This is a genomic window from Gemmatimonadota bacterium, assembly GCA_016720805.1.
Lineage (GTDB): Bacteria > Gemmatimonadota > Gemmatimonadetes > Gemmatimonadales > GWC2-71-9 > Palsa-1233.
Window position 1 is genome coordinate 24,380 of record JADKJZ010000004.1, and the last position, 16,183, is coordinate 40,562.

General features: G+C 66.5%; 16 protein-coding genes and 4 pseudogenes. 4 read left to right on the forward strand and 16 right to left on the reverse strand.

Features of this window, described 5'->3' with window-relative positions; genetic code table 11:
* Nucleotides 1–30 precede the first annotated feature (30 nt).
* Nucleotides 31–1,042: pseudogene (locus IPP98_06010) on the forward strand (AAA family ATPase).
* 4 nt (nt 1,043–1,046) lie between these two features.
* Complete coding sequence (locus IPP98_06015; protein MBL0178671.1) at nt 1,047–1,193, forward strand: DUF2256 domain-containing protein; 147 nt, start codon at nt 1,047–1,049, stop codon at nt 1,191–1,193.
* 97 nt (nt 1,194–1,290) lie between these two features.
* Here IPP98_06015 and IPP98_06020 read toward each other — a convergent pair whose 3' ends face one another.
* Complete coding sequence (locus IPP98_06020) at nt 1,291–2,421, reverse strand: hypothetical protein (GenBank protein MBL0178672.1); 1,131 nt, start codon at nt 2,419–2,421, stop codon at nt 1,291–1,293.
* Between the two features lie 161 nt (nt 2,422–2,582).
* Nucleotides 2,583–2,804 (reverse strand): hypothetical protein, encoded by a 222-nt coding sequence (locus IPP98_06025; GenBank protein MBL0178673.1) that lies wholly within the window; start codon nt 2,802–2,804, stop codon nt 2,583–2,585.
* 275 nt (nt 2,805–3,079) lie between these two features.
* On the opposite strand from IPP98_06025, the gene IPP98_06030 reads away from it, so the two are divergent.
* Together IPP98_06030 and IPP98_06035 are read left to right on the forward strand one after the other, a co-directional pair.
* The gene (locus tag IPP98_06030) at nt 3,080–3,415 is read left to right on the forward strand and encodes a helix-turn-helix transcriptional regulator (GenBank protein MBL0178674.1); all 336 of its coding nucleotides are present in this window, start codon (nt 3,080–3,082) and stop codon (nt 3,413–3,415) included.
* Nucleotides 3,408–4,730: a type II toxin-antitoxin system HipA family toxin gene (locus IPP98_06035; protein MBL0178675.1), complete on the forward strand. Its 1,323-nt coding sequence runs from the start codon at nt 3,408–3,410 to the stop codon at nt 4,728–4,730. The genes IPP98_06030 and IPP98_06035 overlap by 8 nt, the downstream gene beginning before the upstream one ends.
* Here the strand turns inward: IPP98_06035 and bla are convergent.
* The 14 genes and pseudogenes from bla to IPP98_06105 form a co-directional block, all read right to left on the reverse strand.
* Complete coding sequence (bla, locus tag IPP98_06040) at nt 4,702–5,658, reverse strand: subclass B3 metallo-beta-lactamase (protein MBL0178676.1); 957 nt, start codon at nt 5,656–5,658, stop codon at nt 4,702–4,704. The two genes, IPP98_06035 and bla, sit on opposite strands and share 29 nt — an antisense overlap.
* A gap of 219 nt (nt 5,659–5,877) precedes the next feature.
* Nucleotides 5,878–6,264 carry a cupin domain-containing protein gene (locus IPP98_06045; protein MBL0178677.1) on the reverse strand — a complete coding sequence of 129 codons (387 nt, stop codon included), beginning with the start codon at nt 6,262–6,264 and terminating at the stop codon, nt 5,878–5,880.
* 290 nt (nt 6,265–6,554) lie between these two features.
* The gene (locus IPP98_06050; protein ID MBL0178678.1) at nt 6,555–7,184 is read right to left on the reverse strand and encodes a DUF998 domain-containing protein; all 630 of its coding nucleotides are present in this window, start codon (nt 7,182–7,184) and stop codon (nt 6,555–6,557) included.
* A gap of 106 nt (nt 7,185–7,290) precedes the next feature.
* Nucleotides 7,291–7,959, reverse strand: coding sequence for a DUF4386 domain-containing protein (locus tag IPP98_06055; protein ID MBL0178679.1), 669 nt, complete (start codon nt 7,957–7,959; stop codon nt 7,291–7,293).
* Nucleotides 7,956–8,383 (reverse strand): annotated as a pseudogene (locus IPP98_06060) (hypothetical protein). The gene IPP98_06055 and the pseudogene IPP98_06060 overlap by 4 nt, the downstream one beginning before the upstream one ends.
* Before the next feature lie 39 nt (nt 8,384–8,422).
* Complete coding sequence (locus tag IPP98_06065; GenBank protein ID MBL0178680.1) at nt 8,423–9,088, reverse strand: hypothetical protein; 666 nt, start codon at nt 9,086–9,088, stop codon at nt 8,423–8,425.
* Entirely contained in the window at nt 9,085–10,092 is a 1,008-nt protein-coding gene (locus tag IPP98_06070) for an alpha/beta hydrolase (protein ID MBL0178681.1), read from the reverse strand. The genes IPP98_06065 and IPP98_06070 overlap by 4 nt, the downstream gene beginning before the upstream one ends.
* A gap of 133 nt (nt 10,093–10,225) precedes the next feature.
* Entirely contained in the window at nt 10,226–11,404 is a 1,179-nt protein-coding gene (locus tag IPP98_06075; protein MBL0178682.1) for an AraC family transcriptional regulator, read from the reverse strand.
* A 202-nt stretch (nt 11,405–11,606) separates the two neighbouring features.
* Complete coding sequence (locus tag IPP98_06080) at nt 11,607–13,430, reverse strand: acyltransferase (protein ID MBL0178683.1); 1,824 nt, start codon at nt 13,428–13,430, stop codon at nt 11,607–11,609.
* Nucleotides 13,430–14,098: a hypothetical protein gene (locus IPP98_06085; protein MBL0178684.1), complete on the reverse strand. Its 669-nt coding sequence runs from the start codon at nt 14,096–14,098 to the stop codon at nt 13,430–13,432. Before IPP98_06085 ends, IPP98_06080 begins: the two co-directional genes overlap by 1 nt.
* Nucleotides 14,095–14,986, reverse strand: a pseudogene (locus IPP98_06090) (ABC transporter ATP-binding protein). The gene IPP98_06085 and the pseudogene IPP98_06090 overlap by 4 nt, the downstream one beginning before the upstream one ends.
* Before the next feature lie 144 nt (nt 14,987–15,130).
* A pseudogene (locus IPP98_06095) lies at nt 15,131–15,328 on the reverse strand (GntR family transcriptional regulator).
* A gap of 184 nt (nt 15,329–15,512) precedes the next feature.
* Complete coding sequence (locus tag IPP98_06100; GenBank protein MBL0178685.1) at nt 15,513–15,821, reverse strand: hypothetical protein; 309 nt, start codon at nt 15,819–15,821, stop codon at nt 15,513–15,515.
* Complete coding sequence (locus IPP98_06105) at nt 15,800–16,105, reverse strand: hypothetical protein (protein MBL0178686.1); 306 nt, start codon at nt 16,103–16,105, stop codon at nt 15,800–15,802. Before IPP98_06105 ends, IPP98_06100 begins: the two co-directional genes overlap by 22 nt.
* Nucleotides 16,106–16,183: the final 78 nt, after the last annotated feature.

Here is a 16,183-nt window from a genome sequence, read left to right on the forward strand (position 1 = left end):
CCCCTCACCAATCCACCCACCGGACCTCCGATGACCGCTCCTTCCGCCCCAGATGACCTGACCCAGCTCCGGCGGCTCGCCGATGGCGTCACCGCCCTCCGGACCCAGGTCGCCGAGCGGGTGGTGGGGCAGACCGAGGCGGTGGATGGGGTCCTGACGGCCATTCTGGGCGGGGGGCATGCCCTGCTGGTGGGGGTGCCGGGGCTGGCCAAGACGCTCCTGGTGTCGACGGTGGCCGAGGCGCTGAACCTCTCCTTCAACCGGGTGCAGTTCACCCCGGACCTGATGCCGGGCGACATCACCGGGACCGAGCTGGTCGAGGAGGACCCGGCCACTGGCAAGCGGCACTTCCGCTTCGTCCCGGGGCCGATCTTCGCCCAGGTGGTCCTGGCCGACGAGATCAACCGGACCCCGCCGAAGACCCAGGCCGCCCTGCTTCAGGCGATGCAGGAGCGGACGGTGACGGTGGCCGGGCAGACCTACCCCCTCCCCGCTCCGTTCTTTGTCTTGGCCACCCAGAACCCGATCGAGCAGGAGGGGACCTACCCCCTCCCCGAGGCGCAGCTCGACCGCTTCATGCTCGAGCTCCGGCTCGGCTATCCGTCGCGCAGCGAGGAGGAGACGATCGTCGCGCAGACCACCGGCTCACGGATGCCGACGGTCAAGCCGGTCTTCGACGGTGCCGAGCTCTCGGCGATGCAGTCGCTGGTGCGGCGGATTCCGGTGAGCGAGTCGCTGATTTCGGCGGCGGTGTTGCTGGCGCGGATGACGCGGCCGAACGAGGCCGAGGCGCCGCCGCTGGTGCGCGAGTACGTCGAGTGGGGCGCGGGGCCGCGTGCGTCGCAGTACCTGGTGCTCGGCGCCAAGGCGCGCGCCGCCATGGGACGGCCGGCCGCAGGCGGACCTCGACGACGTGAAGAGCGTGGCGCTCGCCGTTCTGCGGCATCGCGTGATGACGAATTTCGCCGCCGAGGCCGCGGACCGGACCAGTGAGGATGTGGTGGCGGAGCTGGTGGGTGGGGGGAGCTGGTTGCCGAGGTAGGCACATGCCCAAGCACCGCCCGCCCTCCGAGCGCCCCACCAAGATCTGCGCGGTGTGCGGCAAACCGTTCACCTGGCGGGAGAAGTGGGAGCGGGAGGGGGAGCGGGTGAAGTACTGCTCGGATCGGTGTCGGGGGGGTGGGGGCCGCTGAGGCGAGCTAATCGGGGGGCAAGGGAAAACCCAAGTGGATACCGTTCCCGTCACATTGGGCTGACCACTTCAAGAAGTGAGGGCAACTCGCCGCAGAGCTAGCTCCGCAACCGATATAGCCGGAGTTCAAACGACGGGTCCGATTCGTCCCCTACTGTGCACTGGAGCGCCAGCCAACGCCCCCGGAGGGAGATCCGCTTCCCTGGGCGATAGCAATCGAGCATAGCGTGGGCCAGGGGCTGCGAGCCTTGGAATACATCAACGGCGGTGGAGTCGTTGCGACCGGCGATCAGTGTCACTCGGCCGCGAGCGTCGATGACCAGCCCGGGCCACGCCGTGTATGGAAGATGTTCGCGTGCAAGCGTGTCTAACCGTGCGGCAAGGGCCGGATCGACGGGCTCAATCTTGCCCCCAGGGCCACGAGTTGGTTGCATGGCAGCCGTAAGGCTCGCACGAATCTGCGACAGCTCTTTGGGGCCACGGTGAAAGGGTTCAAAGGGCACGGTAAAGTCGAACGCGGTATCGGGTCCAACCACAGCGATGCGCCCAGAAACGCCATCCGCAACTGCGCGCCACCCGCCGGAAGCTGAGAAGGCAGGAATCGGTGGCGGCGACCCACCGGCCCTCGTCCGACGGTAGGGTGCGATAAAAGTCGGTGAGGTGGAATCCAGTACCACTTCTCGGACCTCACCGGCGGGCGTACCTAAAGAGAGGCGGACAACCCGCGGGGAACCGCCGCGCAATATTTCCATTGGGTCAAATCCGAAGACCGCCTGATCGGCCGCTGCCAGCGGAAACATCGATGGAGGCAGCCTGGTTTCACCAAGGAAGTTTCCAGCCCCGTCGTAGATTACCGCGACGCTTCTTCTTGTGTCGACCACGACGAGTGAATCTGCACCCAAGCCAAGCAGGACGCCTCCCCCGGAAAGCTCACCTGGACCGCTACCCTCCCTTCCGAATCGCCGGATCAGCCGCCCAGTTGAATCGAGGTGGGTGATCCAAAAGCGTTCGATGGTTTGACCGAGAAAGTAAAGTCCTCCTTCGGCATCTGCGACGACCGAGACCTGCCCGAAGGGTGCGACGACGCTGTCCGGTGCAAATGGCATCCGCTCCAGGTCGAGAACGGCAAGCGGAACCGATTCGACGCCTCGGTCTTCTGCCGCGTCCGCGCATCCTGAGGCGCCGAGAAGGACCGCGCCGTACATCGCACACCTGATCCCCAGCTTCATGACTTGCCACCTCTCGAGATCGACTTACGAGTTGACCGTGCGCAGCCGCGGCGTGATGGAAATCGGCCTGTCGGGAATATTACCGGCAGGCCGATTGGGAGGTTGCCGTAAGCTACAACTGATCGCAGCGCACCATCACGTCGATCCCATTTTGCCAGCGGTCAAGAGCACCGCATCTCAGGCCACCGCTGATCGCGGTACAGTCGGCGCACGTGCTCGTGCACGGTGTTCTGCGGCTCGCCCAACCACGTGGCAATTTCTTTCTCGCTCAGGCCATGCCAGAACCCGATCGCAATTTCGGACTTGGCCTGTGTGAGCGCAGTGCGCGCAACGAGTTGCGCAACCTGAGCACGGACTTCGGGCGAATTGGCTGCAGGCCGCACGTCAGCTCCAGGCAATCGAGGGGGAGAAACGGAGATTGAATCGGGAGCGATAACCCAGGCGAGTACGTCGAAAGCAGGCGCACCGGACCGCACCCATGCTTCCAACACAAACAGCGACCTGCCGATTCTCAAACGTGGTGGCTACTTTGCAATCTGGAACGCCCCCCCCCACTTGCAGGGTGACTATCTGAGACTATTATAAGTCTTATATGTCCGTTTTAAGAGTCGAAGTATCTAAATACGACTTTTATGCCATATTACACACAGGTCATAGAATGCACCAACTCACCCCAACCGCCACCACCCACGAGATTCTCCGCGAGGCCGGCGAGCGCCTCAAGCGCTACCGCCTCCAGCAGAACCGCACCGTCGCGGAGATTGCCAGGGAGGCGGGTGTCGCGGTCCGGACTGTCGAGCGCGCCGAAGCGGGAGAAAATCCCACCTTCGAGACCGTCGTGCGAATCCTCCGCGCCCTGGGCCGCGTCGACGCACTCGACGCCTTCCTCCCTGCACCGCTCGTCTCGCCACTGCAACTCGCGGCGATGGCCGGACGCGAACGGCAGCGCGCCGGCCGACCACGCCGCCGGAGCGGTGGACCCACCGGTGACTGACGTGCCGCCGCGCGCGCCGCGGCGCCGTCCGGCGACGGAGTACACCGTCGCCAGCGTGCACCTCTGGGGGCAGCACGTCGGCGCCGTCGCGGAGGACCGCCTGGGCGCGGTGACCTTCGAATACACCGAGCCCTTCCGGCGCTCGGGGCTGGAGATCTCCCCCATCCACCTCCCGCTCGCGCGCGGCGGCCCCGTCGCCTTTCCCGAACTGCAGCGCGTCGAGGCCTTCGCCGGACTGCCCGGCGTGCTGGCCGACTCGCTCCCCGATGCCTTCGGCAACGCGGTCATCCGGCGCTACTTCGAGCAGGGTGGTACCCCCGCTGCCGCGCTGAGTCCGGTGCAGCGGCTCCTCTATATCGGCAGGCGCGCGATGGGCGCACTCGAGTTCACGCCGCCGCTCGATCGGCAGGCGAGTCGCGAAGCGGAAGAAGCGCTCTCGGTGGCGCAGCTCGTCGCCGAGGCTCGGCGCGTGATCGAGGGTGACCCGGCCGTGGCGGTCCCGGAAATGATGCGTGTCGGCGCGAGTGCCGGCGGTGCGCGCGCCAAGGCGTTGATCCAGTGGAACCGCGCGCTCGGCCGAGTGAAGTCGGCCTTTGCACCCGGGGCCGCCGGCGACGAGCAGTGGTTGATCAAGTTCGACGGCGTCTCCGCCGGCCAGGGCGGCCACACGCTCGACAAGGCGTTCGCACCGGGACCGTTCGGCCGTATCGAGTACGCCTATGCGCAGATGGCACGCGCAGCGGGCATCGAGATGTCGGAGTGCCACCTGCTGCACGAGCGCGACTTCGCCCACTTCATGACCGAGCGGTTCGATCGCGACGGGAGTGAGCGCATCCACCTGCACTCCCTCGGTGGCCTCCTTCACGCCGACTACAACATCCGGCAACTCGTCTCCTACGAAGACTACTTCCGCACCATCCGCACCCTCGGCATGGGGCAGCCCGCCATCGACCAGGCGTTCCGGCGCATGGTGTTCAACCTCGCCGCGCGCAATCAGGACGATCACGTCAAGAACATCGCCTTCCTGATGGGACCCGACGGCCGCTGGCGCCTCGCCCCCGCCTTCGACGTGACCTGGGCCTACGGCAGCAACTGGACGCTCACGCACCAGATGACGATCGGCGGGAAGGACGACGACTTCACCCGCGAAGATTTGCTGGCCGCTGCGCGCGCCTTCGACGTCCCCCATGATGGTGCCGAGATCCTCGAAGAAGTCGATACCGCGCTGACGCAATGGGAGCCGGAGGCGAAGGCCACCGGGTTGAGCGCCGAGCAGGTTGGAGCGATCAGTTCGACTTTTCGGCGCTTCGCGTAGCCGAGGCTGCTTCCTGCTGCTGCTTTGCCAGCGCCGCGGCAAAGCTCTCGCCGGCACCGTCGGCATACGCACGGCAAAGCGTCCGGTCGATCATGGCGTCGGCCTGGCCCTGGTCACGTTTGGCGACGCGCTCCCAGAAGTCGACCATCCCTGGGTGCGGCGCGAGCGCGATGTCGCAGGGCAACGCCGCGACCTTCAGAAAACTCGCCTGATAGTCCTTCACGAGATCCGGGTGCTTCGGATTGCCCACGAGTCTGTATCCTGGCGCCGAGAGCGATCCGACATCCACGAGATTGAGACAACGACCATCCTCGCACGACCTCCACGCCCAGGTCGTGTTGCCCCTGGTGTGGCCCGGCGTGAGGTGCGCGGTGAGCGTCAACTCGCCGAGGCGCAACTGCTCACCATCGCTGACCGCCCTGGCGCCCTGCACGGCAGGATAGGCGAACCGATCACCGTATTGCGGATCATCCCGGCCCCCGCGTGCCAGCAATGGAAGGTCTTCCGCCCCAGCGATAATCTCGGCGCCCGTACTGCGGGCCAATTGGGCAACGTCGCCCGCATGGTCACAGTGCGCGTGCGAGACCAGGATCCACTTCACGTCGCGAACATTGAAGCCTGCGCTCGTGATGTTCGCCTCGATCAACGCGGCGCCACCGGGTACCCCGCCATCGATCACGACGTGGCCCGCTGGCGAGGTGATCAGAAATACGCCAAGCCCCCGCGGCCCGACATGCCAGGTGTTGCCGTAGATGCGAAACGGCGCCTGGGGGGCGGTCCACGTCGAGTCATCGGGACAGCCATTCGTACGGGCGGCGGTCGCCGGCACGGCACTGGGCGGCGGGACATCCGGTGTGGGGGGCGGAGCATCCTGACAGGCGACGACGGCCAGGAGCACGACGGTCTCGAGTGGCAATCTGAAGCGCACGACTTCCCCTCGGCATTGCGGTGAAGCGACTGGACGGCCGGCGACAATGATCCCCTCCATGCGCGCGGTGTCGCGAGGAGTCCGTCACCTGGAATCGCACCGGCCTACGGGCGCGGCAGAAAGGCTGTTTCATCGCCACACTACACGGGAGCCAGGCGGCGCGTCACCTCGTGTCAGCCACCTTCTCCGCGTCCAACGCTTCTACTCGATAGAACACCTTCACAGCGTCGGCTGCCAGATACCCGTGACAATAGTGGCTTCTGATTCCCCTGGCCAAGGTGGCATGGTGATGCAAATGAACTTCAAGTCGGTGTCCGCCACATTGCGGTATTGAAATCGTGTTCCGACTGGAATGTCGATTGATGTGCCTGGCACAAGCACAGAGACGCCGCTCTCTGTGCCGTCATCTCGCCAAATTTCGCCATGTCCTTCCAACACATACCAGAATTCACTCACCGTTGCGTGGACAGCCGCTCGATTGACTTGGCGCGGAGGGACCGTGCTATGGATCATGCCGCCCCTATTGCCATTCATAAGGATGCGAACATCTGCACCCGCTGGCGATTTCCTGTCGGACTTCTCTGGAAGCGTTATCGTCTTGTACATATCTCCTCACATGCAGGTTTCCAGTCGAAGAGCACATTCAAGACGCATGGGTGACCCACCCACTGGCTCACGAGGGGATGATGCGGGGGCGCAGGATTCGCTGTGAGGGCTCCGTCACCTGGACTCGTCCCGGCGTGCATCTGCTCCGGAAGGGCTGCTTCATCGGCACGCAGCACCTGACGGCTGACCTGGTGGCTCTCGCCCAGCAGTTCAACGCGCGCCACCGAGCAACCTGCCCCGCGAGTGACGCGACCAGCGCAAAGGCCGCGACCGCCGAATCGTCAAGCTCGTCATTGCAGTGCAAATCGCTTGAGGCGTCGTGCCAGAAACCAGGCTGCCACGCCAATGGGAACGACGGTGACCAAGGCAAAGAGTCGTTGGAACAACCCAGCAATCGGCGAAAAGAACTGCTCGCCAACGACGCCCCTGGCGACCAGCATCAGAATCGACAAGGCAAAGTTGACCGTCAGATAGATTCGGAATGCGCCGCTGTCGGGGAGGCTTCGAGCGGCTGCGATGAGACTCAGTGACCAGACTGGAAAGCCGATCAAGAACACCCCTTCATGCCTCGGGTCCGGGAGTGGGAAGATGCCAGCCTGGACCGTGCTCATGGCGATGCAGATCATGCCGACCGTGGTCAGCCAGGTTGGTAGTGGGCGCGTTCCCATCCGTGTGAGGCCGAACGGGAAGCCGACCGCGGCGATCCATGTCGGAATGCTGCCAACAATCCTGCCGATATTGTATACCGCGGGGCGGCTCGACACCGTAACCATACCGAGCTCGCTCGCCACCTGGCGCACGATATCGTAGTCCCTCGCAAAGAGAATCGCGATCGGTTGAATGCCGTAGTAGACGATGGGTATCAGAATGCCCACCGCAATGGCGGGATACGTCAGTTGATCCAGTGTGTGGGTCGTCACTGTGGAATGGCCTCGACAGCGTGGGCGCCGCGCGCGGGAGCGCGAGGTTGCGTGGGAAAGAGCTCACGGCGCGGGTTGCCATACAACCCGAACTCCAGCCGGAGCATCACGGAGGGGCGCCGTGAGCCCGCACCGTCATCCACGCCGCGGTGCCCATCTCCCCCAGCCCCGCCGGCATCCGGATCCAGCGAACAATCGCCATCTCCTGATAGCCCGGCAGCAGCAGCGTCGCCACGAAGTGGATGACGTAGCCGACGCCGCCCACCATCAGCACGACGCCCATGGCCTTCGGGAGAAACCCCGAGCGATACACCAGGTAACCGAACGGCCAGAGCCACAGTCCCCAGAAGATCTGCGCCATCAACTGACCGTTCCGATAGCTCGAGAGCTCGGCCGACACCCCCGCTGCCATCACCTCCGGCGTGAGCGATGCGTTGCCGATGAGCGTGAGCACGTCGAGCAGGTGCACCTGGTTCAGGAACGCGATCGGTGCGCTGACCGCCGCGAGGGCGACCATCGCCACCGCGGCGCGCGGATTCACGTGATGCAGCACGCGGTAGAGCTCCAACGGCAGCAGCAGGAAGGCGACGTTGCAGAGGTACCCGGACACGATCCCCAGGCGCCAGAGGTATTCGTTCGCCACCAGGTTCTGCACCGTCCGCGCCGGGTCACCGTCGACCAGAAGCCGCGAGGGGACGAAACCCAGGGTAAAGAGCCCGGTCACAACCACCACCAGATAGAGCAGCCCGGCAGTGCGCGTCGACGTGCCGCTCATGCGACACGCCTCGGCCACGTCCACGCCTTCCCACGATGCTCACGGTGAGCGCCACCTCGATGACACCGAGCAGGGGATAGAAGCTCCACGCGCCCGGCATCGTGACCAGCATGATCGCCGTGAAGACCACGCCCGCGACGATGTTCAGCCACCGACTCACTCGCGGTACCAGCACCAGCGAGAGCACGACCATCAGCGACGGGATCGCCATCATCGTCGCGGTACCCAGCAGCACCTGCTGGGTCACCGTGCCGAGTGGGCCCATGCGGCCGTCGAGAAGCTGCTGGATCTTCCCGGGCACGTACAGCCCGAAGTAGTCACCGTAGAGGTAACAGAGGGTGACGCTGACCCAGAGCACCGACAGCAACAGCGGCCTCGGCAGCGGCATACGTTCCAGCGGGTGAACGTGCGCGGCGTCATGCATGGCAATACTCCCGGCAAAAGTGCTGCTGCAAGGTAGTCGTCACTCGAAGCCGAAGCCGACGCCGACGGTCAGGTATGCCGGGGCGGTGAGCGGCTCGCCGCCCTGCGTGCGGCCGACGCCGGCACGCAGCATCAGTTCGGCAGCACCAAGCGAGGTGCCGGTCATGAGGCCGAGGCGGCCGGTACCGCCGTTGTTGAGGTACCAGCCATCCCTGGCGTCGGCGTAGTACTGATCGCGGTACTCCTGCGTGTGCGTCAGGTGGGTGATGATCGCCTTGTCGAAGCCGATCTCGCCCGCGACAAACCATCCACGCCGATACACGCCCGCCGTCGCCCCGATGTCCGAGCCGAAGTTGACCGCGCGGAATGATGTGTTGCGCGTCCCCCGGGTGATGAACGTCGCACTCGCCACGAGGCGGAACGCCCCGCGCTGCATCAGCTGCACATCGCCGCTCAGGCGCACCCGGAAGTCGCGCAGCTCGGCGTCCCCCGCGACCACGCCCGCCTCCACGCCGAACCGTGCGGTGGCGCCGAGCAGCGAGGTGAAGCGCCCGTACCCGAGCGAGGTGATCACCGCCGGATCAATCGCCATCGTGAGGTGCAGCTGCGCGTCACCCGGCTGCAGCCGCGCGAGGTTCCATTGCGCGGCCAGGTCGCGCGGTCCTACGCCAAGCAGCGCCAGGGCAAGCAGCATGGTGCGCGTCACTGGGCACCTCCGCCCTGCGGTACTGCGAGGAACGCCCGCACATGCCCCATCACCTCGGCCGTGTGCGTCCAGTGCACATCGTGGCCACCACCGTCGACAATCTTCAGCGTGGCAGTACGGTACAGCGGTCGTTGCGCCTGCTGCAGCGTCGGCCCGAGCACCTCGCTGCGCGCCCCCGCGATCAGCAGCACGCGACCCGTGAAGGCCTGCAGGTTGGCGGTGAAGTCGTAGTTGAACTTCGCGGCCCCGTCCTGGCCATCCTCCTGCAGATAGCGATTGGCAAACGCACCTTCGCGCCACGACGGCTCCGCCCCCGGACCCTGCCGCACGTTGTTGCGCGGCTGTGCCCCCTTCGCACCGATCGCCATCTGGTAATCCATGCGGACATGCTCGTCGGGGGAGAAGAACTGCGTGGTCCACGCCACATCGTTCAGCCACTCTCGCAGCAGGTTGATGTCGAAGAGCTGGCCCTTGATCCGCTCGTACATGCTCCCCGTGAGCGGGCCGGACTCGATGAACACCGCCTCCTTCACCCGGGTCGGATGTCGATCGATGAAGGACGTCCCGAAGATGCCGCCCCACGACTGGCCGAGCAGGGTCACCTGCCGACCGGGAGCAAAGCGATCGACCAGTGCGAGGAGGTCCGCGTCATACTGGTCGATCGTCAGGAGGTCCTTGTCGTGACGCTGGGAGAGCCCCGCCCCCCGCTGGTCCCAGAAGATCATGTGGTAGTGGTCGGCCAACGAGTAGCCGTCGTAGCGCTCGGCGAGCCGGAGCAAGGAGCGGTAGTCTCCCCCGGGGCCCCCGTGCAGCACGACCATCACCGGCTTGGCCGGGTCGCCCCGGGTTTCGGCATGCAGGCGCGTGCCATTGATCGTGAGCGAGGGGAGTGAGGAGTCCTCCATCACGGTCCGGGGGACCAGATTCCCCGGATCCGACATTGTCATGGTCTCACAGGCAGTCAGCGCCACCACGCCCGCCACGACCAACCAGCGTGCTCCCATCAGCTTCTCCCAGACAGAGTCATTGACCGGCTCGAATGGTTCGAGCGGTGTCGTGGGCTGAACATCAGATGGATGGGAGCAGGCGGCGACCGGCCCGGCCGAGCGATACGTCCGAACCGACCGGCCGGGACGTTCAGGCGCCTTCGGCGCGCCGGTATTCCGAGGGAGTCAGCCCGGTCAGCTTCTTGAAGGCCGCGTTGAATGTCGACTTCGAGGCGAAGCCGGCCTCGAGCGCCAGCGCCAGGTAGGTATAGCGAGCGCCGTCGGGACCGACCAGGCGCTGCTGCACTTCGCGGACCCGGTAGCCGTTGATGAAGTCGTAGAACGAGAGCGTGAGCTGCGCGTTCAGCACTTCCGACAGCCGATGCGGCGTGGTGCCCAACCGTTCGGCGAGCTCGCCGAGGGTGAGTTCGGGCTGCCGGTAGGGGCGTTCGCGTTCCATCAATGCAACGAGTCGTCCTTTGAGCTCGTCCGCTTCGCGCGGCGCGAGTCCGGAACGCTCATACCGCGGGGGCGCGGGGGCGGCGTCCGTCGCCGGGGCGACCACGCCCACGGGGATGGCGTGTTCCGCCGTGGCGAAGCGGAAGATTTCCGGCTGCCGGAGACCCCAGTAGCCGATGCCGACAATGACCAGCGTGATTCCCACCGCGATCAGGAAGTCGGTGGAGAAGGGGAGGCTCAACCCTGCCGGTTCGGCGAGCCCGAGTGCGACCGCACTCACCCAGATCATGGCGTAGGCGAGTGCCAGGCCGCGTAGCCAGTTCAAGTTGACGCGGTCGAGCGTGGAATAGTTCTCCGCCACCACGCGCTGGTGACGCTGCAGAGCAAGCATGGTGACCGCGGTATAGATCACGCCCGAGACCAACATGAGCGGACCGGCCGCGATGGCCTGGATTGGCAGTCGACCGTCGAGGACCGCGTGGAAGAGTGCGATCTTCTGACTCGCCGGAAGGAGGTAGACCGGCAGCCCCCACGCGAGAAACGCCACGAACGGAAGCGCGTGCCAGAGATCGCTGCGCCGGAGTCGCCGGCCCTGGTCGCTGGCCGTGACGGCATAGAGATAGAAGAGCGGACCGAACAGGAACGGCACGGGCTGCGTCACGCCGAAGAGATGCGGCAGTCGGGGGACGAGATTGGCCGAGTAGTAGATGATGGTGGCAAGGTGGCAGGCGAACGCCAGCACCGCCCCCGCGAGCAGCAGGTTCGGGGTCCGGCGCGGGCGCTTGGTGGCGAGCGCCATGGCGACGATCACGCCCTGCGCTGCGCCGATCAGGGCGACGATCTGCCACCAGTTGAGGGTGCCTGCGCTCACGGGAATAGTCGACTCCAGGGGATCGGGCGGCGGGAATCTACACGCACGGAGCGCTAGTCCGTGACGCGCCCGCGATCAGGCCGCTGTCAGAAACGCAAGCCTCAGGGCCGACGGAACCGTCCCCGATCGATGGTCACGTTGAACTCCACCTTGTCGATCTGCAGACGCACCGGTGCGGGCGACCCTTCCACCGCGATCTCCATCAGGTACGGCACCTGGACCCCTGCACCACGCGGTAATCGCTGCTGGTGATGCTCATCGACGCGTCGCGCCCCATCACCGGGCGTCGCTGCGTCCGCAACACCTCCAGATAGCTCCGCGCGTCGAGGTGCACCGTGGCCGTGCGGCCATTCGGCCAACGCACGTTCACGGCATGCACCGGGGTGGCGGTGCCACGCACCTGGACCACCTTCGGTCCAGCGTATTCCAGCACGACGTGCTTCGCCGCCGCACCGATCAACGGTCCGTCGAAGTCGGTTTCCTCGAGAAAGTCCGCCAGCTCCGCGGCCGGCACGTCCGTCGCCTTGCCGTCGCGCGAGGCAAACGGATCGACCCGCCACGGCTTCGTCCCATCGGTCGCGGTGATCTGCACCGCACCGGCCAGTGTCACATCCTTGCGGAGCAGGTTCGGACGCATCGCCTCGCTCACGACCGGAATCGCCTCGGGCAGGATCCCGGTCACCTTCATCGCCACTCGGCGGTTCTGGACCTTCTCCAGCGAACCGCTTGCCGTCGCGTAGCGAGCAAGCAAAGTCGCGAGGGGCATGGCAGCGGGTGGAACAGGCCCCTGCGCACCCAGGGCGGCAGGCAGCAGGGCCAGAAGGGCAAGTGCACGCATCAGCGGAGTTCTCGTGGTGGGGGTCGTCGGCCAGGCACGCGGATAGCGTCGACCGTTCAGGAGCGCGCCGACGAAGGTCGAACGCACCAGCCAGTGATAGGAGAGGAGCAGGAGCAGCATGGTCACGCCGAGGAGCAACGCGAACTTCAGTGGCCAGGGCAGCGGCCAGTCGCGCATCAGGAGCTGCAGCCCGAGCAGCAGCGGGAGGTGGGCGAGGTAGATCCAGTACGATGCATCGGCGAGGTAGCGGCGCGTGGGCGACGCCCCCGCCAGGAAGCGCAAACCGAGCCCGATCAACCCGCATGTCCAGCTCCAGACACCCACGGCATAGAGCGCGGCGAAGTGCAGCTTCGGCGCCCCGAATGCCGCCGGCATCAGACGCGGCGTCACCCCGCCAACGGCCAGGCACGCCGCCGTGGCGGCGATGGCCATCACCAGGGAGAGTGCCCACCACCGCTCGATGCGCTGCAGCAACAGCTCGGCCTGGCGATGCATCACCCAGCCGAGGCCGAAGGCGAGCCCGTAGCTCAGCAGCGCGGCGCGATTCGGCAGCAGACCGGTGTCCGGTGTCGGAATGCCGAACCACATCATCCAGTACGGCGTGTCGTAGAGCCACCACGCCACCGGGATGGCCAGCACCAGGGGCGCCCACGGCCCGATCAGGAGGCGCATCGCGCCATCGGCCATGGTGCGCACGCGCCCCGCGCGGTCAAGCAGCACGACCATGCCGCGCACGAGGAGCGCGCCCGTGTACAACCAGAGCAGCAGATACAGGAACCAGAGGTGGGCGAGGGGAAAGGTCGCGACCGTGAGTCCCCCAGTGGCGGATGGACTCCCGGGCATCGACACCTTGAGCACGGCATCGATGACACCGAGCACGAGCGGCCAGGCCAGCACCAGCGGCACCCCGATGCGCAGCGCGCGCTGACGCAGGAAGCCTGCGGTCCCGAGCCGCTCACGCACCACGCGGCCGAAGAAGCCGGCCAGCACGAAGAAGAGCGTCATCCGCGCCATGTGGATCGTGAAGAACGCCACCGACAACGTCGTGCTGCGCGTGGCGTCCGCCACCAGCCAGAGCTGCGGGCCGGGAAGGAAGGCCATCGAGGCGTGGAGGACCACGCCCGCAATGAGGGCGAATCCGCGCACGGCATCGAGACCATGCCAGCGCGCGACGGCGGCATTGGTCATCAGAGGAAGTCCTTGCGGCGCGATTGCCATTGCCAGGTGGCAACGAGGACCAGCGCCACGACGCCAAGTTCGACGGCGGCGATCGTGCGCAGACTCGGTACCCACGCGACGGTGGGCCCGGAGATGGTGGCGGCGACATCCGCCAGCCGCAGCGACCAATAGATGTCCGCCTGCAACCCAAGGTTGATCGTCGCCATGACGGCAATGGTCCACGCGCGGGCCGTGACGATGGCCGTGGCCAGCGTGACGATGTAGCCGCTCAGGACGTACAGGAGCAGGGCGATGGTGAACGGCAGCACGCCGTCGGGCACCGACTCACGCAGGAGGATCACGGCAGTGGCGCCCGCGCCGAGCATGAGCCAGGGCGTGCGGGAAGAGGAGCAGGTTGGCGGCGAGTTTGGCCGCGGTGTACTCGCACGCCGATCGGCAACGACATCACGAACGGCAGCATCCTGCGTGCGCTCCTGCACCACGGTCAGGAAGGTCAGGAAGATTCCGATGCTGATCGACCGTGAGCAGCAGCACCGCGCCAAGATAGAAGACGCCTGGCTCGACGAGAGCAGCATGCCGAGACCCGACCAGGCCGAGGGGCGAAGCCGGCCGCGATCCGGGCCACGCTGGAAGTACCAGTCCTTGCGCACCAGGTGGCCAATCATCGTGGTATTCATGCCGCGACCTCCTCCCGGCGTGCCATCACCGTGGTCACGAAGATTTCTTCGAGGGTGAGGCGCTCCACCCCCTGCACCGACGCACCGCCCGCGGCGCACGCCTGGAGCATCGTCTCGTCGTAGTGATCCGTCACGAGCGTCGCGACATGGCCATGCACGGTGGTCTGGACGATGTGCGGCAACGCGGGCACCACTCCCGGCACTGCGAGCTCCAGGCGCAGCCGCCGCCACCGATCGAGATACGCCGCGGTGTCGTCGGCATCGATGATCCGCCCCCGATCGAGGAAGCTCACACGGTCGGCGATCTGCTCCACATCCAGCGTGTTCTGGCTCGAGAAGAGCACCGAGCGCCCGGCATCGCGGACCACGTCGGTCAGCGCGCCGATCACTTCCTGCCGCGCGACCGGATCGAGGCCGGTGGTCGGTTCATCGAGGACCAGCAACTTGGGGCGGCGTACCAACGCGAGCAGCAGTCCGGCCTTGATCCGCTGGCCATGTGACATCCCCTTGATGCGCTGCTCCGGACGCAGATCGAAGCGGCGCACGAGGGTCGCGGCGTAGGCAGCGTCCCACGCGCCGAAGACCTGGGCCACAAAGTCCATGTGCCACTGCAGCGTCGCGCGCGGGAAGAGGCGCATGTCCTCGGAGACATAGCCGATGTCCTGCTTCGCCCGGGAGGTCGCCTCCGGGATGCGGTGGCCGAGCACCTCGATCTCGCCGGAGTCGGCGGTGACCAGCCCCATGATGATGCGGATGGTCGTCGGCACCGGCGCCATTGGCGCCGATGAACCCGTATTACTGCCCGTCGGCATCGAGCGCGACGTCGCCGAGAGAAAACGGGGGATAGTGGTTGCACACCCCCCGGAGCCGGATGGCATGATCGGTCATGGGTGATCCTCGGCGCGGCGATCGCCTCAGCGAGACAGCGCGCAGCGCCTCGATGGGGAGGTGGTTGCGGACGGCCAGGTGGGCGAGCGCGTCGAGCAGCGGCTGGAGCTGTGCCTCGAAGAGGCGGTCCGACAGGTCCGGCACCTCGGCCACGACCGACCCGATCCCCTGGCGCGTCACGATCACGCCGTCGCGCTCGAGCTCGAAGTAGGCCCGCTTCACGGTGATGACCGACACACGGAGCTCGGCGGACAGTTCGCGGATCGATGGCAGGGGGAAGCCGGCCGGCCAGTCGCCGAGCGCGATGCGCTGGCGCACCTGCTCGATGATCTGCGGGTAGATCGGCCGGGATCGGCCTTGGCGAAGACCGAGCCGCTGTGCATAGTGATATACTCAGTATACGGTGGTTTGTCAAGTGGGGTGCTGGTGCGCCCTCCGCCACGGCACCAAGTGAAAGGCCGCCGCAACGCCGCAATGAAGGCGGTCACCCTGGCCGATCGCCCGGCCCGGCTCGCCACCAGCGCCATCACGTCGGCACCCGGCGGCACTCCGGGAGCACGCGAACCAACCGACCCGCCGCCAGGTCGTCCGCGATCGACCACTCCGAGCGGACCACGACGCCGAGCCCGGCCACCGCCCAGTCGCGCGCGACCTCACCATCGTTCGTGGCCAGCACCGGCTCGACCCGCACGGTCTCCAGACGCTCCGCTGCCACAAAGCGCCAGAGGGTGGTGTCCTCGTCGTTCTCACGAGAAGCGATGCACGGCCAGTTCGCCAGCTCCGCGGGCGACGTCGGCATCCCGCGCAGGGCGATCAGCGACAGGCGGCACAGCAAATCCGGTCGTTGGGCGCGATTCGCTGGGCCACCAGTGATGAATCGCGCAGCTCGCCGATATGCACGGCGACGTCCCAGTTCCCCTCGGCGATGGTCCCGTGCCGATCGGACAGATACAGCTCGACCTTCACCGCGGGGTGCGTCTCCTGAAAGGCTGCCACCAGCGGGGCGATGTGGACCCGCCCGAAACCGAGCGGGGCCACAAGGCGGAGCCGCCCGGTGACCGCACCACGACGCGCCTGGATCTGATCGGTCAGCTGCGAGCGCGGCGACGATCGACCCACCCCCATCGGCCAGGAGGGGCCCTCCTCCTCAGCGCCAGGGTTCGGCCGGTCCAGTGAACCAGCCGCACGCCGACCCGC

What these genes read in the sequence shown, in the direction of transcription:
- IPP98_06055 (MBL0178679.1), bottom strand. Translation starts at nt 7,959, where the DNA reads ATGAGCGGCACGTCGACGCGCACTGCCGGGCTGCTCTATCTGGTGGTG.
- IPP98_06085 (MBL0178684.1), bottom strand. Translation starts at nt 14,098, where the DNA reads ATGAATACCACGATGATTGGCCACCTGGTGCGCAAGGACTGGTACTTC.
- IPP98_06030 (MBL0178674.1), top strand. Translation starts at nt 3,080, where the DNA reads ATGCACCAACTCACCCCAACCGCCACCACCCACGAGATTCTCCGCGAG.
- IPP98_06020 (MBL0178672.1), bottom strand. Translation starts at nt 2,421, where the DNA reads ATGAAGCTGGGGATCAGGTGTGCGATGTACGGCGCGGTCCTTCTCGGC.
- IPP98_06070 (MBL0178681.1), bottom strand. Translation starts at nt 10,092, where the DNA reads ATGGGAGCACGCTGGTTGGTCGTGGCGGGCGTGGTGGCGCTGACTGCC.
- IPP98_06080 (MBL0178683.1), bottom strand. Translation starts at nt 13,430, where the DNA reads ATGACCAATGCCGCCGTCGCGCGCTGGCATGGTCTCGATGCCGTGCGC.
- IPP98_06015 (MBL0178671.1), top strand. Translation starts at nt 1,047, where the DNA reads ATGCCCAAGCACCGCCCGCCCTCCGAGCGCCCCACCAAGATCTGCGCG.
- IPP98_06045 (MBL0178677.1), bottom strand. Translation starts at nt 6,264, where the DNA reads ATGTACAAGACGATAACGCTTCCAGAGAAGTCCGACAGGAAATCGCCA.